The sequence below is a fragment of the Serratia sp. K-E0102 genome, assembly GCF_029962625.1.
Classification (GTDB): domain Bacteria; phylum Pseudomonadota; class Gammaproteobacteria; order Enterobacterales; family Enterobacteriaceae; genus Serratia; species Serratia sarumanii.
Window position 1 is genome coordinate 5,072,117 of sequence record NZ_CP124754.1, and the last position, 18,707, is coordinate 5,090,823.

Annotated in this window: 16 protein-coding genes; 9 read left to right on the forward strand and 7 right to left on the reverse strand. The window is 60.7% G+C overall.

All coding sequences use genetic code 11. The annotated features are described in order from the left end of the window. Nucleotides 1–114 precede the first annotated feature (114 nt). A complete protein-coding gene (locus SSARUM2_RS23955; protein ID WP_004931212.1) occupies nucleotides 115–1,299 on the forward strand; it encodes a nucleoside transporter C-terminal domain-containing protein in 1,185 nt (394 codons plus the stop codon). 34 nt (nucleotides 1,300–1,333) lie between these two features. On the opposite strand, the gene SSARUM2_RS23960 is transcribed toward SSARUM2_RS23955, so the two are convergent. Continuing rightward, nucleotides 1,334–1,768, reverse strand: coding sequence for a DUF3574 domain-containing protein (locus SSARUM2_RS23960; RefSeq protein WP_047569999.1), 435 nt, complete (start codon nucleotides 1,766–1,768; stop codon nucleotides 1,334–1,336). A 253-nt stretch (nucleotides 1,769–2,021) separates the two neighbouring features. Here SSARUM2_RS23960 and SSARUM2_RS23965 point away from each other — a divergent pair, with 253 nt between their 5' ends. The 6 genes from SSARUM2_RS23965 to recG all read left to right on the forward strand — a co-directional run bounded on the left by SSARUM2_RS23965 (nucleotide 2,022) and on the right by recG (nucleotide 8,713). Further along, the gene (locus tag SSARUM2_RS23965; protein WP_025304704.1) at nucleotides 2,022–2,639 is read left to right on the forward strand and encodes a trimeric intracellular cation channel family protein; all 618 of its coding nucleotides are present in this window, start codon (nucleotides 2,022–2,024) and stop codon (nucleotides 2,637–2,639) included. 211 nt (nucleotides 2,640–2,850) lie between these two features. Continuing rightward, the gene (gmk, locus tag SSARUM2_RS23970; RefSeq protein ID WP_033636481.1) at nucleotides 2,851–3,474 is read left to right on the forward strand and encodes a guanylate kinase; all 624 of its coding nucleotides are present in this window, start codon (nucleotides 2,851–2,853) and stop codon (nucleotides 3,472–3,474) included. A gap of 54 nt (nucleotides 3,475–3,528) precedes the next feature. After that, complete coding sequence (gene rpoZ / locus SSARUM2_RS23975) at nucleotides 3,529–3,804, forward strand: DNA-directed RNA polymerase subunit omega (RefSeq protein WP_004931221.1); 276 nt, start codon at nucleotides 3,529–3,531, stop codon at nucleotides 3,802–3,804. Between the two features lie 18 nt (nucleotides 3,805–3,822). Then, the gene (gene spoT / locus SSARUM2_RS23980; RefSeq protein WP_019452189.1) at nucleotides 3,823–5,934 is read left to right on the forward strand and encodes a bifunctional GTP diphosphokinase/guanosine-3',5'-bis pyrophosphate 3'-pyrophosphohydrolase; all 2,112 of its coding nucleotides are present in this window, start codon (nucleotides 3,823–3,825) and stop codon (nucleotides 5,932–5,934) included. Between the two features lie 5 nt (nucleotides 5,935–5,939). Then, on the forward strand, nucleotides 5,940–6,635 hold the full coding sequence (gene trmH / locus SSARUM2_RS23985) for a tRNA (guanosine(18)-2'-O)-methyltransferase TrmH (RefSeq protein WP_033649746.1): 696 nt from the start codon (nucleotides 5,940–5,942) through the stop codon (nucleotides 6,633–6,635). Further along, nucleotides 6,632–8,713, forward strand: coding sequence for an ATP-dependent DNA helicase RecG (gene recG / locus SSARUM2_RS23990; protein ID WP_033636486.1), 2,082 nt, complete (start codon nucleotides 6,632–6,634; stop codon nucleotides 8,711–8,713). Before trmH ends, recG begins: the two co-directional genes overlap by 4 nt. Before the next feature lie 42 nt (nucleotides 8,714–8,755). Here the strand turns inward: recG and gltS are convergent, their stop codons facing one another. Next, entirely contained in the window at nucleotides 8,756–9,967 is a 1,212-nt protein-coding gene (gene gltS, locus SSARUM2_RS23995) for a sodium/glutamate symporter (protein ID WP_033649747.1), read from the reverse strand. Nucleotides 9,968–10,207: 240 nt separating this feature from the next. Between gltS and SSARUM2_RS24000 the strand changes: the two genes are divergently transcribed. Then, on the forward strand, nucleotides 10,208–11,608 hold the full coding sequence (locus SSARUM2_RS24000; RefSeq protein ID WP_060453237.1) for a uracil-xanthine permease family protein: 1,401 nt from the start codon (nucleotides 10,208–10,210) through the stop codon (nucleotides 11,606–11,608). 128 nt (nucleotides 11,609–11,736) lie between these two features. Beyond that, entirely contained in the window at nucleotides 11,737–13,398 is a 1,662-nt protein-coding gene (locus tag SSARUM2_RS24005; protein WP_060453236.1) for an AsmA family protein, read from the forward strand. Between the two features lie 36 nt (nucleotides 13,399–13,434). Here the strand turns inward: SSARUM2_RS24005 and fabY are convergent, their stop codons facing one another. The 5 genes from fabY to typA form a co-directional block, all read right to left on the reverse strand. Next, nucleotides 13,435–14,382, reverse strand: a complete 948-nt coding sequence (gene fabY, locus SSARUM2_RS24010; protein ID WP_033636491.1) for a fatty acid biosynthesis protein FabY — start codon at nucleotides 14,380–14,382, stop codon at nucleotides 13,435–13,437. 21 nt (nucleotides 14,383–14,403) lie between these two features. Further along, entirely contained in the window at nucleotides 14,404–14,841 is a 438-nt protein-coding gene (dtd, locus tag SSARUM2_RS24015) for a D-aminoacyl-tRNA deacylase (protein WP_016929644.1), read from the reverse strand. After that, complete coding sequence (locus tag SSARUM2_RS24020) at nucleotides 14,838–15,731, reverse strand: virulence factor BrkB family protein (protein ID WP_033636493.1); 894 nt, start codon at nucleotides 15,729–15,731, stop codon at nucleotides 14,838–14,840. The genes dtd and SSARUM2_RS24020 overlap by 4 nt, the downstream gene beginning before the upstream one ends. A 51-nt stretch (nucleotides 15,732–15,782) precedes the next feature. After that, complete coding sequence (gene yihX, locus SSARUM2_RS24025; RefSeq protein ID WP_033636494.1) at nucleotides 15,783–16,373, reverse strand: glucose-1-phosphatase; 591 nt, start codon at nucleotides 16,371–16,373, stop codon at nucleotides 15,783–15,785. Nucleotides 16,374–16,539: 166 nt separating this feature from the next. Further along, the gene (gene typA / locus SSARUM2_RS24030; RefSeq protein ID WP_004931243.1) at nucleotides 16,540–18,363 is read right to left on the reverse strand and encodes a ribosome-dependent GTPase TypA; all 1,824 of its coding nucleotides are present in this window, start codon (nucleotides 18,361–18,363) and stop codon (nucleotides 16,540–16,542) included. Nucleotides 18,364–18,707: the final 344 nt, after the last annotated feature.

Below are 18,707 nucleotides of genomic sequence, written 5' to 3' on the forward strand. Positions count from 1 at the left end.
GATATCCCGCACGCCATAAGTATTTTGTTCTAATTATCACGCAAGGTAATGAAAGGACGGCGATGCTGTGGCTAAATGTGTTTTTTCTCTGCCCGTGAACCGTACGGACCGTTTATGCCACAAATTCTGCAATTTATTATGGCTCTGGTGGTGATCATCGCCCTGGCGCTGCTGGTCAGCAATAATCGCAAGAAAATCCGCCTGCGCTATATCATCCAGCTGCTGGTGATCGAAGGCGCGCTGGCCTATTTCTTCCTGCACTCCGCCAGCGGGCTCAGCGTGATCAAACACGTCGCCGGCTTCTTCGACACTCTGCTCGCCTACGCCGCCCAAGGATCGGAGTTCGTGTTCGGCGGCATGAGCAAGGATGGTCTGGCATTCATCTTCCTCGGCGTTTTGTGCCCTATCATCTTTATTTCCGCCCTGATCGGCATTTTGCAGCATTTCCGCATCCTACCGCTGATCATTCGCCTGGTCGGCACCTTGCTGTCCAAGGTCAACGGCATGGGCAAGCTGGAATCGTTCAACGCCGTCAGCACGCTGGTGCTGGGGCAGTCGGAGAACTTCATCGCCTATAAAGGCATCATCGGCGATATCTCGCCGCGCCGCATGTACACCATGGCCGCGACCGCCATGTCGACGGTATCGCTCTCCATCGTCGGCGCCTACATGTCGATGATCGACGCGCAGTACGTGGTGGCGGCATTGATCCTTAACATGTTCAGCACCTTCATCATTCTGTCGATCATCAACCCGTATCAGGTCGAAGACGAGCCGGAGCTGAAGCTGAACAAACTGCATGAAGATCAGAGTTTCTTCGAAATGTTGGGCGAATACATTCTGGCCGGCTTCAAAATTGCGATGATCATCGCGGCGATGCTGATCGGCTTTATCGCGCTGATCTCCGCCGTCAATGCGCTGTTCTCCGCGGTGCTCGGCATCAGCTTCCAGCAGATCCTCGGCTATGTGTTCTATCCGCTGGCTTGGCTGATCGGTATCCCGGCGGAAGAGGCTCTGAAGGCGGGCAGCATCATGGCGACCAAGCTGGTGGCCAACGAATTCGTGGCGATGATTGAGCTGAAGAAAATCGCGGCGGAGCTGTCGCCGCGCGGGCTGGGCATTCTGTCGGTGTTCCTGGTGTCGTTCGCCAACTTCGCCTCCATCGGCATCGTCGCCGGCGCCATCAAGGGGCTGAACGAGCAGCAAGGCAACGTGGTTTCCCGTTTTGGCCTGAAGCTGGTTTACGGCTCGACGCTGGTGAGCCTGTTGTCGGCGGCCATCGCCGGCCTGGTGCTGTAATCCCCACTCCCGGCCGCAGGGCCGGGAGTTCGCTTTAAAACGCCACGCACACCGGCGCATCCACCCGCATTACCGAATCCTGCGCAAACTGCTGCTTGTAGCCGCTGCGCAGCGCCTCGATATTCGCCTCGCTCTCTTTGCCCGGCGCATGGATCAGCAGCAGCGCCTTGCTGTTCTCGCGCGCCAGCTTGCCGTCGTGGCCCAGCCACTGCCCTTTGGCATCAAAGACCGTCAGCCCGTCTTTAAAGCGCGGCGTCACCTGGCTATCGACGAAGGTTTGCCACTCGGCGGCGGTGATCGCCGGCCCCGCCGGGCGATTCAGGCCGAAGTAGAGCGTTGTTTGCACCAGCGGGTCGCCGGTGCGGCAAGCCGGGGCGGGTGGCACAGCCTGGTGGCCTGGCGCCACGCAGCCGCTCAGCAGCAGGGCGGCCACCACGGCGCCGGCGGCCAATCTCGGGGAGTTTTTCATCTGCAGTCTCGGTTTATCGGTTGAAGGATTCGCTGCAAAAAGCATAGTCAGCGATGGAAACCAGCGCGAAATTTCTAATGCTTTCATCAACAGCCAGATGTTAAAAAAGGCTGGTTATCGGCAATAAAAACGGAGTTTTGATTAGCTAAATTAATCCGAAACGCCATCGGTGAAAAAAACTCAGTGGCGCGCGTCCTCGGCGGCGATTACCCTGCCGGCCATCATTCTGACGCAAGTACGCTGTGAATCCCTTATGTTACTGAGCATCCTTTATATCATCGGCATCACCGCCGAAGCCATGACCGGCGCGCTGGCGGCCGGCCGCCGCCAAATGGACATGTTCGGCGTGATCATCATCGCTTCGGTCACGGCGATCGGCGGCGGGTCGGTGCGCGATATGCTGCTCGGGCATTTTCCATTGGGCTGGGTCAAACACCCGGAATACATCGTCATCGTCGCGATAGCGGCGATCGTCACCACCTGGGTGGCTCCCCTGATGCGCCATCTGCGCCGCCTGTTCCTGGTGCTCGACGCCGTCGGCCTGATCGTCTTCTCGATCATCGGTGCGCAGGTGGCCCTGGATATGGGACACAGCGCGATTATCGCCGCCATCGCCGCGGTGATCACCGGCGTCTTCGGCGGGGTGTTGCGCGACATGTTCTGCAACCGTATCCCGCTGGTTTTCCAGAAAGAGATCTACGCCGGCATCTCCTTCAGCGCCGCCTGGCTGTATATCGGCCTGCAGCACCTCAGCCTGCCGCACAATCTGGTGGTGATCCTCACGCTGGTCGCCGGCCTGAGCGCGCGCCTGATCGCCCTGCGCTTCCGCCTCGGCCTGCCGGTGTTCAACTACCAGCATCCGGATCACTGATCTCGGGGCGGCAACGCGCCGCCGCCGAGGCCAAAACTGCAGAAATGTTGCCCTTCGACGCGCAAATTCGCTCATTCGCCGCTTTTTCCGCGCAAAGCCGCGGGCAAAATGCGAGCTAACGCTGCACCCGGCGCGTTAGCCGTGTATACTGTGCGGAGAAAATACACATCCGCTGTTATTGGCATATCAACCGTTATCAACGAACATCATCATGGCTCAAGGCACGCTTTATATTGTCTCTGCTCCCAGTGGCGCAGGTAAATCAAGTCTGATTCAGGCTTTGTTAAAGACGCAACCGCTGTACGACACGCAGGTTTCGGTTTCGCACACCACGCGCGACAGCCGCCCGGGTGAAAATCACGGCGAGCACTATTTCTTCGTCTCGAAAGACGAATTCCGCCGGATGATCGAGCAGGACGCGTTTCTTGAGCACGCCGAAGTGTTCGGCAACTATTACGGCACCTCGCGCGCCGCCATCGAACAAGTATTGTCGACCGGCGTGGACGTGTTTCTGGATATCGACTGGCAGGGCGCGCAGCAAATCCGCGCCAAAATGCCGCAGGCGCGCAGCATCTTCATTCTGCCGCCGTCGAAGGAAGAACTGGGCCGCCGCCTGCGCGGGCGCGGGCAGGATTCCGAAGAGGTGATCGCCAAACGCATGGCTCAGGCCGTGGCGGAAATGACGCATTACGCGGAGTACGATTACCTGATCGTGAACGATGATTTCGATCTGGCACTGTCCGATCTGAAGACCATCATTCGCGCCGAACGCCTGCGTTTGGGCCGCCAGTTGCTGCGGCATGACGCTTTAATCAGCAAACTATTGGCAGACTGAAGGCAGTTTCAGTATCATGCCCAGTCTTTTCGTCACCTGTGGAGTAGCACAAATATGGCACGCGTAACTGTTCAAGACGCTGTAGAGAAAATTGGTAACCGTTTTGACCTGGTGTTGGTCGCTGCTCGTCGGGCGCGTCAGATCCAGACCGGCGGCAAAGATGCACTGGTTCCGGAAGAGAACGACAAGTACACCGTTATCGCCCTGCGCGAAATCGAAGAAGGCCTGATCACCAGCCAGATCCTCGACGTGCGTGAGCGCCAGGAGCAGCAAGAGCAGGAAGCCGCAGAGATTCAAGCGGTTACCGCGATTGCTGAAGGTCGTCGTTAATTAGACTGCGAGTCCGCCTTGTACCTGTTTGAAAGCCTGAATCTGCTGATTCAACGTTACCTGCCCGAGGAGCAGATTAAGCGCCTCAAACAGGCATACCTCGTCGCGCGCGACGCGCACGAGGGCCAGACACGCTCCAGCGGTGAGCCTTACATTACTCACCCGGTCGCCGTGGCCTGCATCCTGGCGGAAATGCGTCTCGATCACGAGACGCTGATGGCGGCATTGCTGCACGACGTCATCGAAGACACCCCAGCCACCTATCAAGATATGGAACAGCTGTTCGGCAAGAGCGTCGCCGAACTGGTTGAGGGCGTCTCCAAGCTCGACAAGCTGAAGTTCCAGGACAAGAAAGAAGCGCAGGCGGAAAACTTCCGCAAGATGATCATGGCGATGGTGCAGGATATCCGCGTCGTGCTGATCAAGCTGGCCGACCGTACGCACAACATGCGCACCCTCGGTTCGCTGCGCCCCGACAAACGCCGGCGCATCGCGCGTGAAACCCTGGAAATCTACAGCCCGCTCGCCCACCGTCTGGGTATTCATCACCTGAAGACCGAGCTGGAAGAGCTGGGCTTCGAGGCGCTGTACCCGAACCGTTATCGCGTGATCAAGGAAGTGGTGAAAGCCGCACGCGGCAACCGCAAAGAGATGATTCAAAAAATCCTCTCCGAGATCGAAGGGCGACTGACCGAAGCCGGCATCGCCTGCCGCGTCAGCGGGCGGGAAAAACACCTCTACTCCATCTACCTCAAGATGCACCTCAAAGAACAGCGTTTCCATTCCATCATGGATATCTACGCGTTCCGGGTGATCGTGAAAGAGGTCGATACCTGCTACCGCGTGCTCGGCCAGGTGCACAGCCTGTACAAACCGCGCCCGGGGCGAGTGAAAGATTACATCGCCATTCCCAAGGCCAACGGCTATCAATCGCTGCATACCTCGCTGATCGGCCCGCACGGCGTGCCGGTCGAAGTGCAGATCCGCACCGAAGACATGGACCAGATGGCTGAGATGGGGGTAGCCGCGCACTGGGCTTACAAGGAAAGAGAACAGGGCGAAACCGGCACCACGGCGCAGATCCGCGCCCAGCGCTGGATGCAGAGCCTGCTGGAACTGCAGCAAAGCGCCGGTAGTTCGTTTGAGTTTATCGAGAGCGTCAAATCCGATCTGTTCCCGGATGAGATTTACGTTTTCACCCCGGAAGGCCGCATCGTCGAGCTGCCCGCCGGCGCCACGCCGGTCGATTTCGCCTATGCGGTGCATACCGATATCGGCCATGCCTGCGTCGGCGCGCGCGTCGATCGTCAGCCGTACCCGCTGTCGCAGTCGCTGACCAGCGGCCAGACCGTCGAGATCATCACCGCGCCGGGCGCGCGGCCCAACGCCGCCTGGCTGAACTTCGTGGTCAGCTCGAAAGCGCGCGCCAAAATTCGCCAGATGCTGAAGAACCTCAAGCGCGACGACTCCGTCGGCCTCGGCCGCCGTCTGCTCAACCACGCGCTGGGCGGCAGCCGCAAGCTGGCCGAAATCCCGCAGGAAAACATTCAGCACGAGCTGGACCGTATGAAGCTGGCGACGCTGGACGATCTGCTGGCGGAAATCGGCCTCGGCAACGCCATGAGCGTGGTGGTGGCGAAGAACCTGCAGGGCGATCAGTCCAGCCTGGGCGCATCCTCCGGCGTGCGTAACCTGGCCATCAAGGGCGCCGACGGGGTGTTGATCACCTTCGCCAAGTGCTGCCGCCCGATTCCGGGCGATCCGATTATCGCTCACGTCAGCCCGGGCAAAGGGCTGGTGATCCACCATGAGTCCTGCCGCAATATTCGCGGCTATCAGAAAGAGCCTGAGAAGTTCATGGCGGTCGAGTGGGATAAAGAGACCGAGCAGGAGTTCATCGCCGAGATCAAGGTGGATATGTTCAACCACCAGGGCGCGTTGGCCAACCTGACGGCGGCGATCAACGCGGCCGAGTCCAATATTCAGAGCCTGAACACCGAAGAGAAAGACGGTCGGGTTTATAGCGCCTTTATACGCTTGACCACCCGCGATCGCATCCATTTGGCAAACATTATGCGTAAAATCCGTATCATGCCGGATGTGATCAAAGTTAACCGCAACCGAAACTAGCGCTTATGAGTCCTGAACGCTATGCGCGGATTTGTGAAATGCTCGCGACCCGGCAGCCGGATTTGACGGTCTGCCTGGAGCAAGTGCACAAGCCGCATAACGTCTCCGCCATTATCCGCACCGCCGACGCCGTCGGCGTGCATCAGGTCCACGCCGTGTGGCCCACCACCCGCATGCGCACCCTGGTTTCCTCCGCCGCCGGCAGCAACAGCTGGGTCAGCGTCAAAACCCATCGTTCCATCGGCGACGCGGTCGGTCATCTGAAAGCGCAGGGCATGCAAATTCTGGCCACCAATCTGTCTGCGCGCGCGGTCGATTTCCGCGAGGTGGACTACACCCGGCCCACCTGCGTGCTGCTCGGCCAGGAAAAAACCGGCATCACCGAAGAAGCGCTGGCGCTGGCCGATCGGGACATCGTCATTCCGATGATCGGCATGGTGCAGTCGCTCAACGTCTCCGTGGCCTCGGCGCTGATCCTGTATGAAGCGCAGCGCCAGCGGCAGAACGCCGGCCTGTATCGCCGCGACAACAGCATGCTGGATGAAGAAGAGCAGCAGCGTCTGCTGTTCGAAGGCGGCTACCCGGTGCTGGCCAACGTGGCCAAGCGCAAAGGGCTGCCGCGCCCGCAGATTGACGAGCAGGGCCAGGTGGTCGCCAGCGCCGAATGGTGGGCGGCCATGCAGGCGACGGTGCGCAAATGAAAGGCCGCCTGCTGGATGCTGTCCCACTCACCACGCTTTCCGGGGTTGGCGCCAGCCAGGCGGGCAAACTGGCCAAGCTTGGCCTCGAGACCATTCAGGATCTGCTGCTGCACCTGCCGCTGCGCTACGAAGACCGCACTCGCCTCTACCCGATCAACGATCTGCTGCCGGGCATCTACGCCACGGTAGAAGGGGAAGTGCTGCGCAGCGACATCAGCTTCGGCCGCCGCCGCATGCTGACCTGCCAGATCAGCGACGGCACCGGCATCCTTACCATGCGGTTCTTCAACTTCAACGCCGCGATGAAGAACAGCCTGGCCACCGGCCGCCGCGTGACCGCCTACGGCGAGATCAAACGCGGCAACCACGGCGCGGAAATCATCCATCCGGAATACCGCATTCAGGGCGAAGCCAGCGAGGTTGAGCTGCAAGAGTCGCTGACGCCGGTCTACCCCACCACCGAAGGGGTGCGGCAGGCCACGCTGCGCAAGCTGACCGATCAGGCGCTGGAGCTGCTGGATACCTGCGCTATCGCCGAGCTGCTGCCGCCGGAGCTGAGCGGCGGCCTGATGAGCCTGCCGCAGGCGCTGCACACCCTGCATCGCCCGCCGCCGGACATCCAGCTGGCGGATCTGGAGCTGGGCAAACACCCGGCGCAAAAACGCCTGATCCTTGAAGAGCTGCTGGCGCATAACCTCAGCATGCTGGCGGTGCGCGCCGGCGCGCAGAGCTATCAGGCGCAGCCGCTGCTGCCGGACGATCGGCTGAAAAACCGTTTTCTCGCCCAGCTGCCGTTCTCGCCGACCGGCGCGCAAACGCGCGTGGTGGCCGACATCGAAGCCGATATGCAAAAAGACTTCCCGATGATGCGGCTGGTGCAGGGCGACGTCGGCTCCGGCAAAACGCTGGTGGCGGCGCTGGCGGCGCTGCGCGCCATCGCGCACGGCAAGCAGGTAGCGCTGATGGCGCCGACCGAGCTGCTGGCCGAGCAGCACGCCAACAATTTCCGTCAGTGGTTTGAACCGCTGGGGCTGGAGGTCGGCTGGCTGGCCGGCAAACAGAAAGGCAAGGCGCGCATCGCGCAGCAGGAGGCTATCGCCAGCGGCCAGGTGTCGATGGTGGTCGGCACCCACGCCATCTTCCAGGAGCAGGTGCAGTTCAACGGCCTGGCGCTGGTGATCATTGATGAGCAGCACCGCTTCGGGGTGCATCAGCGGCTGGCGCTGTGGGAGAAAGGCGAAGAGCAAGGCTTCCACGCCCATCAGCTGATCATGACCGCCACGCCGATCCCGCGCACGCTGGCGATGACCGCCTATGCCGATCTCGATACCTCGGTCATCGACGAGCTGCCGCCGGGCCGTACGCCGGTGACCACCGTCGCCATCCCCGATACCCGCCGCGCCGACATCATTCAACGGGTGAAGAGCGCCTGTCTGGAAGAGGGGCGGCAGGCTTACTGGGTATGTACGCTGATCGAAGAGTCCGAGCTGCTGGAAGCGCAGGCGGCGGAAGCCACCTGGGAAGAACTGAAAACCGCGCTGCCAGAGCTGAAGGTAGCGCTGGTGCACGGCCGCATGAAAGCGCAGGAAAAGCAGGCGGTGATGCAGGCGTTTAAACAGGGCGAGCTGCAGCTGTTGGTGGCCACTACGGTGATCGAAGTCGGCGTCGACGTGCCGAACGCCAGCCTGATGATCATCGAAAACCCGGAGCGGCTGGGCCTGGCGCAGCTGCACCAGCTGCGCGGCCGCGTAGGGCGCGGCGCCGTGGCCTCACACTGCGTGCTTCTGTACAAAACGCCGCTGAGCAAGACTGCGCAAACGCGCCTGCAGGTGCTGCGCGACAGCAACGATGGCTTCGTCATCGCGCAGCGCGATCTGGAGATCCGCGGCCCGGGCGAGCTGCTGGGCACCCGCCAGACCGGCAGCGCCGAATTCAAGGTGGCGGATCTGCTGCGCGATCAGGCGATGATCCCCGAAGTGCAGCGCGTCGCTCGCCATCTCCATCAGCACTATCCGGAGCACGCCCAGGCGCTGATCGAACGCTGGCTGCCGGAGAAGGCGCGCTACTCCAACGCATAAAAAAGGGCGCCGCAGGCGCCCTTTTCGCGATGACCCGCGATATCACCCCACCGCCGGGAACACCGGCAGCAGCAGATACAGCTTGATGACGATGGCATTGGCGATATCGATAAAGAACGCCCCCACCATCGGCACCACCAAAAACGCCACGTGCGACGGGCCGAAACGATCGGTGATCGCCTGCATGTTGGCGATCGCCGTCGGCGTGGCGCCCATGCCGAAGCCGCAGTGGCCGGCGGCCAGCACCGCCGCGTCGTAGTTTTTACCCATCACCCGATAGGTGACGAAGATCGCGTACAGCGCCATGACCAGCGTCTGCACCGCCAGGATCGCCAGCATCGGCAGCGCCAGCGAGGCCAGCTCCCACAGGCGCAGACTCATCAGTGCCATCGCCAGGAACAGCGACAGGCTGACGTTGCCCAGCACCGACACCGCCCGCTCGAACACGGTATAGAAACCGGTGAAGGCCAGCGTGTTGCTGAGGATCACCCCGACGAACAGCACGCAAACGAAGTTCGGCAGTTCAAACACCGTGCCGCTCAGCAGGCCGGCAATCAGCTGCCCCAGGCTCAGACAGATGGCGATCATGGCGATGGTTTCGATCATCACCAGCGAGGTGATCAGACGGCCGCTTTCCGGCTTCTCGAAGCCGCTCGGCTGCACGCTGTCATCCGGGGTGCCTTCCGGCGTGGAGGAGTGCTTGACCAGATAGCGCGCCACCGGGCCGCCGATCAGGCCGCCCAGCACCAGGCCGAAGGTGGCGCAGGCCATGGCGACTTCCGTGGCGTTCTCGAAGCCGTAGCGCTCGATGAATAGCTTGCTCCAGGCCGCCCCGGTGCCGTGGCCGCCCGACAGGGTGATCGACCCGGCGATCAGGCCCATCAGCGGATCCAACCCCAGCATTTTCGCCATGCCGATGCCGATGGCGTTCTGCACGATAAGCAGCCCCAGCACCACGAACAGGAACACCACCAGCACCTTGCCGCCGGCGCGCAAACGCGCCAGGTTGGCGTTCAGACCGATGGTGGCGAAGAAGGCCAGCATCAGCGGATCCTTCAGCGACATGTCAAAACTGATTTCCCAGTTGACGAGCTTTTTCAGGGCTAACAGCAGGAGGGCCACCAGCAAACCGCCGGCGACGGGAGCGGGAATGGTATATTTTCGCAGCAGAGGAATGGTTCTGACGCACTTGCCCCCGAGGAGCAAAACCAGCGTCGCCGCGACTAACGTGCCATAAGTATCAAGATGAAACATCCAGGTACTCCATGTAAGGAAAAAGATCCAAATAAAAATAATAAGTTATAGAAAACCACTGAGTTTTTAAACTTGATGAGTGCAGGATTAGAAGTAAAAAACGCTGAGATGACAAGAAAAAATGAATGAAAATGCGACATAAACAGGAAAGTCGGCAACATAATATTTACGCGCAACCGTTTGCTTTTGTGGGGCGGAGCATTAAAATGCCTGCTTTGCCGTATCTGGAAACGCCACACCATGAGCATGTCATCCTCCGAGCTTGATGCCGCGCGCCAAGCCGCCTCAGAACCCCGCGCCAGTGAACTGATTTATCGCCTGGAAGATCGCCCGCCGCTGCCGCAAACGCTGTTTGCCGCCGGCCAGCATCTGCTGGCGATGTTCGTCGCGGTGATCACCCCGGCCCTGCTGATCTGCCAGGCGCTGGGCCTGCCGGCACAGGATACCCAGCACATCATCAGCATGTCGCTGTTCGCCTCCGGTCTGGCTTCCATTCTGCAAATCAAAACCTGGGGGCCGGTGGGTTCCGGGCTGCTGTCGATTCAGGGCACCAGCTTCAACTTCGTTTCGCCGCTGATCATGGGCGGCCTGGCGCTGAAAAACGGCGGCGCCGACGTGCCGACCATGATGGCCGCGCTGTTTGGCACCCTGATGGTCGCCTCCTGCACCGAAATTCTGCTGTCGCGCGTGCTGCATCTGGCGCGCCGCATCATCACCCCGCTGGTTTCCGGCATCGTGGTGATGATCATCGGCCTGTCGCTGATTCAGGTCGGCCTGACCTCGATCGGCGGCGGCTACGCCGCGATGAACGATCATAGCTTCGGCTCGCCGAAAAACCTGCTGCTGGCCGGCGCGGTGCTGGCGGTAATCATCCTGCTGAACCGCCAGCGCAACCCTTACCTGCGCGTGGCTTCGCTGGTGATCGCCATGGCGGTCGGCTATCTGTTGGCCTGGGCGATGGACATGCTGCCCGCCGACGCACCGGCGACCCCTACTGCGGCGATCACCATCCCCACGCCGCTCTATTACGGCCTGGGCTTCGACTGGAACCTGCTGCTGCCGCTGATGCTGATTTTTATGGTCACCTCGCTCGAGACCATCGGCGACATCACCGCCACCTCCGACGTCTCCGAACAGCCGGTCAGCGGGCCGCTGTACATGAAGCGCCTGAAGGGTGGCGTGCTGGCCAACGGCCTGAACTCGATGCTGTCGGCGGTGTTCAATACCTTCCCCAACTCCTGCTTCGGCCAGAACAATGGCGTGATCCAACTGACCGGCGTCGCCAGCCGCTACGTCGGCTTCGTGGTGGCGCTGATGCTGATCGCGCTGGGGCTGTTCCCGGCGGTGGCCGGCTTCGTGCAGCACATCCCCGAACCGGTACTGGGCGGCGCGACCATCGTGATGTTCGGCACCATCGCCGCCTCCGGCGTGCGCATCGTGTCGCGCGAGCGTCTCAACCGCCGCGCCATCATGATTATGGCGCTGTCGCTGGCCGTCGGCATGGGCGTCTCCCAGCAGCCGCTGATCCTGCAGTTCGCGCCGGACTGGCTGAAAACCCTGCTCTCTTCTGGCATCGCCGCCGGCGGCATTACCGCCATCGTGCTGAACCTGGTGTTCCCGCAGGAACACGAGAAGAAGTAACCTGTCCATCGGCGTTCAAACGGCCGCTTGCGGCCGTTTTTTATTGTCTATCAGACCATTGCCCTTGAGATGCCCGGCCAATTGCGGCATAAACAGGGTATCTTTTTTGACCGATGCGGATGTAGACGATGAAATTTATCGGAAAGCTGTTGCTGACGTTGCTGCTGCTGATCGTGCTGGCGGCAGTGGTGCTGTACCTGGTGGGGCAAACCCGCTGGGCGGCAGGCCGCCTGAGCGCCTGGATCAGCGACAACAGCGAATACCGCCTGTCGATAGGAAAAATCACCCATTCGTGGAGCCAGCCGAACCAGATTGAGCTGGAAGACGTGCAACTGGCGCGCAACGGCCAGCCGCAGGCGCTGGTCGCCAAACGCGTCGATCTGGGCCTCAGCCTGCGCCAAATCACCGAGCCGCGCTATTTTCACAGCGTCACACTGCGCGACGGCACGCTGAACGTGCAGCCGCAGGCGGCGGCGCTGCCTGTACAGGCCGACGTGCTGCAGCTGAGCAACATGGCGTTGCAGTCCAACGATAACGAGTGGCAACTCAACGCGCAGCAGGTCACTGCCGGCATCACGCCGTGGCGCCCGCTGGCCGGTCATCTGCTGGGGGACAGCAACCAGTTCCAGTTCAGCGCCGGTTCGATGACGCTGAACGGCATCCCCGCCTCGAAGGTGTTGGTGCAGGGGGAGCAGAAGCAGGGCAAGCTGCTGTTGAACAACTTCGGCGCCGATCTGGCGCAGGGCGACCTGACCGGCGTGGCCAGCCGCGCCGCCGACGGCAGTTGGCAGGTGGATCGCCTGCGGCTGAGCGGCGTGCGCATGCAGACCCCGCTGACGCTGGCGGAATTCATGCAGCGCTTTACCACCCTGCCGCCGGTCACCCTCAAGCGTTTCGATCTGATCGACGCGCGCCTGGAAGGCAAGGCATGGGCGTTTAACGATCTCGATCTGTCGCTGCAAAACGTCAGCGTCGAAAAAGGCGACTGGCGCAGCGAAGACGGCTCGCTCAACGTCAACGCCAGCGACGTGATCAACGGCGGCTTCCACCTGATCGATCCGATCTCCACCCTGCGGCTCTCCTCCGCCGGCATAGCCATTCAACAGTTCACCACCCGCTGGGAAGGCGGGCTGCTGCGCACCTCCGGCAACTGGCTGCGCGCCGGCAAACGCCTGCAGCTGGATGAAGTGGCCATGGCGGCGCTGGAGTACACCCTGCCGAGCGACTGGCGCGAACTGTGGCTGAAACCGCTGCCGGACTGGCTGGCGGAGGTGTACGTCACCAAGCTGACCACCAACCGCAATCTGATCATCGATATCAACCCGGCATTCCCGTTCCAGATCACCGCGCTGGACGGCTACGGCAGCAACCTGCTGCTGGCGCGCGATCGCCAGTGGGGCATATGGTCTGGATCGCTCAACCTGAACGGCAGCGAGGCGACCTTCAACAAGATAGACGTGCGGCGCCCTTCGCTGGCGCTGAACGCCGACGCCAATCAGATTAACGTCACCGAGCTCAGCGCCTTTATGCCTAATGGGTTGCTTGAGGCCAAAGCGACCGTCGATCAGCTGCCGGGCAAGCCGTTCCAGCTGACGCTGCACGGCCGTTCGGTACCGATCAACACCTTGCAGCAATGGGGATGGCAGCCGGTGCCGCTGACGGGCGACGGCAACCTTGAGCTGCAGTTGAAAGGGCTGCTGAACAGCGACGGGCCGTTCAAAGCCTCGTTGAAGGGAAATCTGCAGGCCACCGCCGGCGACGGCCAAGCGGTGAACCAGCAACTGCCGTAATGCCCTGCGCGGCCCGCCCTCAGGCAGGCCGCCGTCTTACTCTTCCAGCGCCTCAGAGCCGCCCTGATCCAGCGGCACATCCGGCTCGGCCGGCAGCACCATGTAGGTGCCTTCGAACACCGCGCCTTTATCCTCGTCGCCGAACAGATGCACTTCGGCGTGCACGCGCGCGCGGCGGCCGCGCGCCAGACGCGCCAAGTCGCCGCTCAGCGAGCCGAGATCCGCCACCGCTCGCGGCCTGCCGGTAATCGGTTTGCTGTAGCGAATGTGCGCGTCCGCCAGAATGATGGTGCCGCCGAGGTGGCGCTCGCGCAGCAGCAGCCAAATCAGCCCCCAGGCGGTCAGCGTCGCCAGCGAGAACAGGCTGCCGGCGAACAGCGTGTGGTGCGGATTCTGGTTGCCGGTCTCGGGCATGGTGGTGACGAAGCGCTGGCCGGTGTATTGGCTGATGCGCACGCCCATCTTTTCGCTCAGCGGGATGTGTTCATACCAGGCCTGCTGCAGTTGGCCGCACCAGTCGGGGCGATGCAGGATATCGTCCAGCGTCGCTACCGGTTTGATCATCAAAAAGTGGCGGATCGGGGTGGTCTGCGGCGCAGTGATCTCCCCCTGATTGACGAACCCCAGCTTGGCGAAGAAGTCCACCGCGTCCTCACGGGCGCTGCACACCACCCGCTTCACGCCCTCCTGCCGCGCAACGGACTCCAGCGTCATCGCCACCAGCGTCCCCAGCCCTTTATCCTGCAGCGTCGGATCTACCGCCAGAAAACGGATCGCCGCCTCGTTGTCGGCATTGATGTACAGCCGCCCGATGGCGACGATTTTACCGGCCTCGTCCACCACCATTTGGTGGTGGGCCATGGCGTCATAGGCATCCTTTTCCGAACCCACCGGCTGGTGCAGCGGCTTGCGCAGCATTTCCCAGCGAAACTGGTAATACTCCTTCAGTTCTTGCTCTGTTACGGGTACTCGTAGGTGATACATAGACGCCTGTTCTCCGAATGCTTAGACCTGTAGCCAGAATGTCACCGGACCATCGTTGACCAGCGCCACCTGCATGTCGGCGGCGAATTCGCCGGTCTGGGTCTCTACGCCGCGTTCGCGGCACTGGCCAACAAAATATTGATACAACCGATCGGCGACCAAAGGTGCGGCGCCGCGCGAGAAGCTGGGCCGCATGCCCTTTTGGGTGTCCGCCGCCAGGGTGAACTGCGAAACGACCAGCACGCTGCCCCCGGCCTGCTGGACGTTGAGATTCATCTTGTCGTTCTCGTCGCCGAAAATGCGGTATCCCAACACGCGTTCGCACAGGCGCTGCGCTTTTTGCTCGTTATCGCCCTGCTCCACGCCCAATAACACTAACAAACCGGGGCCAATCTTGCCTACCGTCTCGCCACCCACCGTGACGCTGGCGTTTAACACCCGTTGAATCAACGCAATCATTCCTGCTGCCCTTCTGGTTTCTGTTCCTGTTGCTCCGCCTTCTGCCGACGGTAGTCGCGGTATTCGCCGATGGTCACGGTGATTTCCGCGCCGAGTAACACGATACACCAGCTCCAGTAGACCCACAGGAATAAAATCGGGATCACCGCCAGCACACCGTAAATCAGCTGGTAGGAAGGGAACATGGTGACGTACAGCGCGAATCCCTTCTTGCCCAGCTCGAACAGCAATCCGGCCACCAGCGCGCCAATCAGCGCGTCTTTGGGCGGCACCCGCACCGTCGGCACGATGCAATACAACAGCCAGAAGGAAGCGCACGACAAAATCAGCGGGAAGATACGCAGCACCTGATCCACCAAACCGTTGACGCCGGTCTGCGCCAGCCAGTTGAGCGACAGCAGGTAGGAGCTGATGGCCATGCTGGCGCCCACCAGCAGCGGCCCCAGCGTCAGCACCATCCAGTACACGGCGAAGGAAAAGACGATCGGCCGCTTGTTCTTGCTGCGCCAGATGGTGTTCAGCACGCTGTCCACCGAGGAGATCAGCAGCAGCGCGGTGACGATCAGCCCGCAGGTGCCGACGGCGGTCATCTTGTTGGAGTTGGCGACGAACTGTTCCAGGTAGTTCTGTATGACGTTGCCGGCGGCCGGCACGAAATTGGAAAAGATGAAGCTCTTCAGCTGTTCGCTGATGTCGGAAAACATCGGGAAAGCGGCGAACAGCGCGAACACCACGGTGACCAGCGGCACCAGCGACAATAGGGAAACATAGGCGAGATGGCCCGCCAACATCGTCAGGCCATCGTGATCGATACGCTGGTACAGCAGCCGTCCGAAGGTGACGCCGGGCTTAATCGCAGAGGGCAGCTTCTTGCGGCGGAAAAACGACATAGTCACTCCTTGATGTCCGTTGATACGCCTTAAGCTTAACGCGCCCTGCGCTCATTGAGCAAAATAGGCCGGCACCACGTCGCGATCGGTGACGTGCACCGTCTTGATCCCCAACGCCTGCGCGGCGAGGACGTTCGCCGGGTGATCGTCGAAGAACACCGCGTCGGCGGCGGCGGTGTTTTCCGCGGCCAGCACATGCTGGTAGATCTCGGCCTCCGGCTTGCGCATGCCGAGATCTTGCGACAGATAGAGGTGATCGGCGGCGGCGGCCACTTCAGGATAGTGCTGCGGCCAGTAGTTGCAGTGCAGACGGTTGGTGTTCGACAGTACCACCACCCGGTGGCCCTCGTTGCGCAGGCGCTGCATGATGTCGATCACTTCCGGGCGCAGCGCGACGAATACCGCCTGCCAGCCGGTGGCGAATTGCTCGAAGCTGAGCGCGATGCCCATTTCATCGCACAGCTTGCCGGCGAAGTCTTCGTCGCTGATTTCACCGCGCTCATGCTGCTGGAACACCTCACCCATAGTGAAACGATCGGACAGCACCGCCAACGGCGTGCCGCTCAAATTGCTCCACACGCCCAGCACACGCTTGAAATCGATATCGACGATCACATTACCTAAATCAAAGATATACAGCATAGTCCTCTCCTGATGGGCCGGTGAGATTTCACTGTAGCGGGAAAAGGAACAGCTGAACAGGGAACGAACGGAAAAGCGCATAGCGCGCCGCACAAACGGGGAACAACAGAGGAAAAAACTCAGGGCGCGAGAACCGCGCCCTAAGCATGAGACACTCAATCAGCGATTAAGCGTCTTTAGGACCGCGGCTGGCGCGCTTACGATCGTTTTCCGTCAGGTGACGCTTACGGATACGGATCGAGGTTGGCGTCACTTCTACCAGTTCGTCGTCATCGATGAACTCCAGAGCTTGCTCCAGGGTCATTTTGATGGCCGGAACCAGGGTAGTCGCTTCGTCAGTACCGGAAGCACGCATGTTGGTCAGCTTCTTACCGGTCAGGCAGTTTACGGTCAGGTCGTTGGAACGCGAGTGAATACCGATGATCTGGCCTTCATACACTTCCGCACCGTGGCCCAGGAACAGCTTGCCGCGATCCTGCAGGCCGAACAGCGCGAACGCGACCGCTTTGCCCTGGCCGTTGGAGATCAGCACGCCGTTCTGACGCTGGCCCACTTCGCCCGGACGCACGTCGTCGTAGTGGCTGAAGGTGGAGTACAGCAGACCGGTGCCCGAAGTCATGGTCATGAATTCGTTACGGAAGCCGATCAGACCGCGGCTTGGGATCACGTAGTCGAGACGCACGCGGCCCTTACCGTCCGGATCCATGTTTTTCAGGTCGGCTTTACGCTCGCCCATCGCCTGCATCACGGAACCCTGATGCTGCTCTTCGATATCCAGCGTCACGTTCTCGAATGGCTCCTGCTTGCGGCCATCGATTTCGCGGAAGATAACTTTCGGACGGGAAACCGCCAGCTCGAAACCTTCGCGACGCATGTTTTCGATCAGCACCGACAGGTGCAGTTCGCCACGGCCGGAGACGCGGAAGGCGTCCGCATCGTCGGTTTCTTCAACGCGCAGCGCCACGTTGTGCACCAGCTCTTTGTTCAGACGGTCAAGGATCTGACGCGACGTCACGTACTTGCCTTCTTTACCGCAGAACGGCGAGGTGTTGACGTTGAAGAACATGGTGACGGTCGGTTCGTCGACGGACAGCGCCGGCAGCGCTTCTACGGCGTTGGTGTCGCAGATGGTGTCGGAGATGTTCAGCTCGCCCAGGCCGGTGATGGCGATGATGTCGCCCGCTTCCGCCAGGGTGCTGTCAATACGCTCCAGACCCAGGTGGCCCAGCACTTTGCCCACTTTACCGTTGCGAGTTTTACCTTCGCTGTCGATGATGGTGACCTGCTGGTTCGGCTTCACTTTACCGCGCTTGATGCGGCCGATGCCGATAACGCCCAGGTAGTTGTTGTAGTCCAACTGGGAGATCTGCATCTGGAATGGCGCTTCCAGCTCAACCTGCGGCGCAGACACGTGGTCGACGATCGCCTGATACAGCGGGGTCATGTCTTCCGCCATGTCGGTGTGGTCGACGCCGGCGATGCCGTTCAGCGCAGAAGCGTAGATGATCGGGAAGTCGAGCTGCTCGTCGGTCGCGTCGAGGTTCACGAACAGGTCGAACACCTGATCCACAACCCAGTCAGGGCGCGCGCCAGGACGGTCAACCTTGTTGATGACCACGATCGGCTTCAGACCGTTGGCGAAGGCCTTCTTGGTCACGAAGCGGGTTTGCGGCATAGGGCCATCCATTGCATCCACAACCAGCAGCACCGAGTCAACCATCGACATCACGCGCTCTACCTCGCCGCCGAAGTCGGCGTGTCCCGGGGTATCTACGATGTTGATACGGTAACCGTTCCAATTAATGGCGGTGTTTTTTGCGAGGATGGTAATCCCACGCTCTTTCTCCAAATCGTTGGAGTCCATTACGCGTTCGGTGGCTTCTGCACGCTCTCCGAAAGTACCGGATTGTTGCAGCAGCTTATCAACCAGGGTGGTTTTACCATGGTCAACGTGGGCAATAATGGCGATGTTACGCAAATTTTCGATCACAGCTTTGCCTCGGGCATTAGAAATAGCGCGCTATTGTACACGTATTAAGCGAGGGACTAAACAAGATCACAACCATCTCTTATAAACAACCGCGTACCGGTCAGTTTGTGATCCCTTTCACGGTGCAAAAAGCCGCAATCGCTGCACTTTTGCACCATTTCGGTGCCTGCGCCCACCCTTATTGCACCATAACAGTGCAATTTATCGTTGATGGTGCATACTGTGGCTGGGTAAAACCCGCGCAGAAAGGCGATGAACGCCTTTTTAAAAAGTTGGCACGCTTTTCGCTTTAGTCTTTTCAAGGCGAAAAAAAGCCAGTTCCACAGATTCGTTCCACGACGACG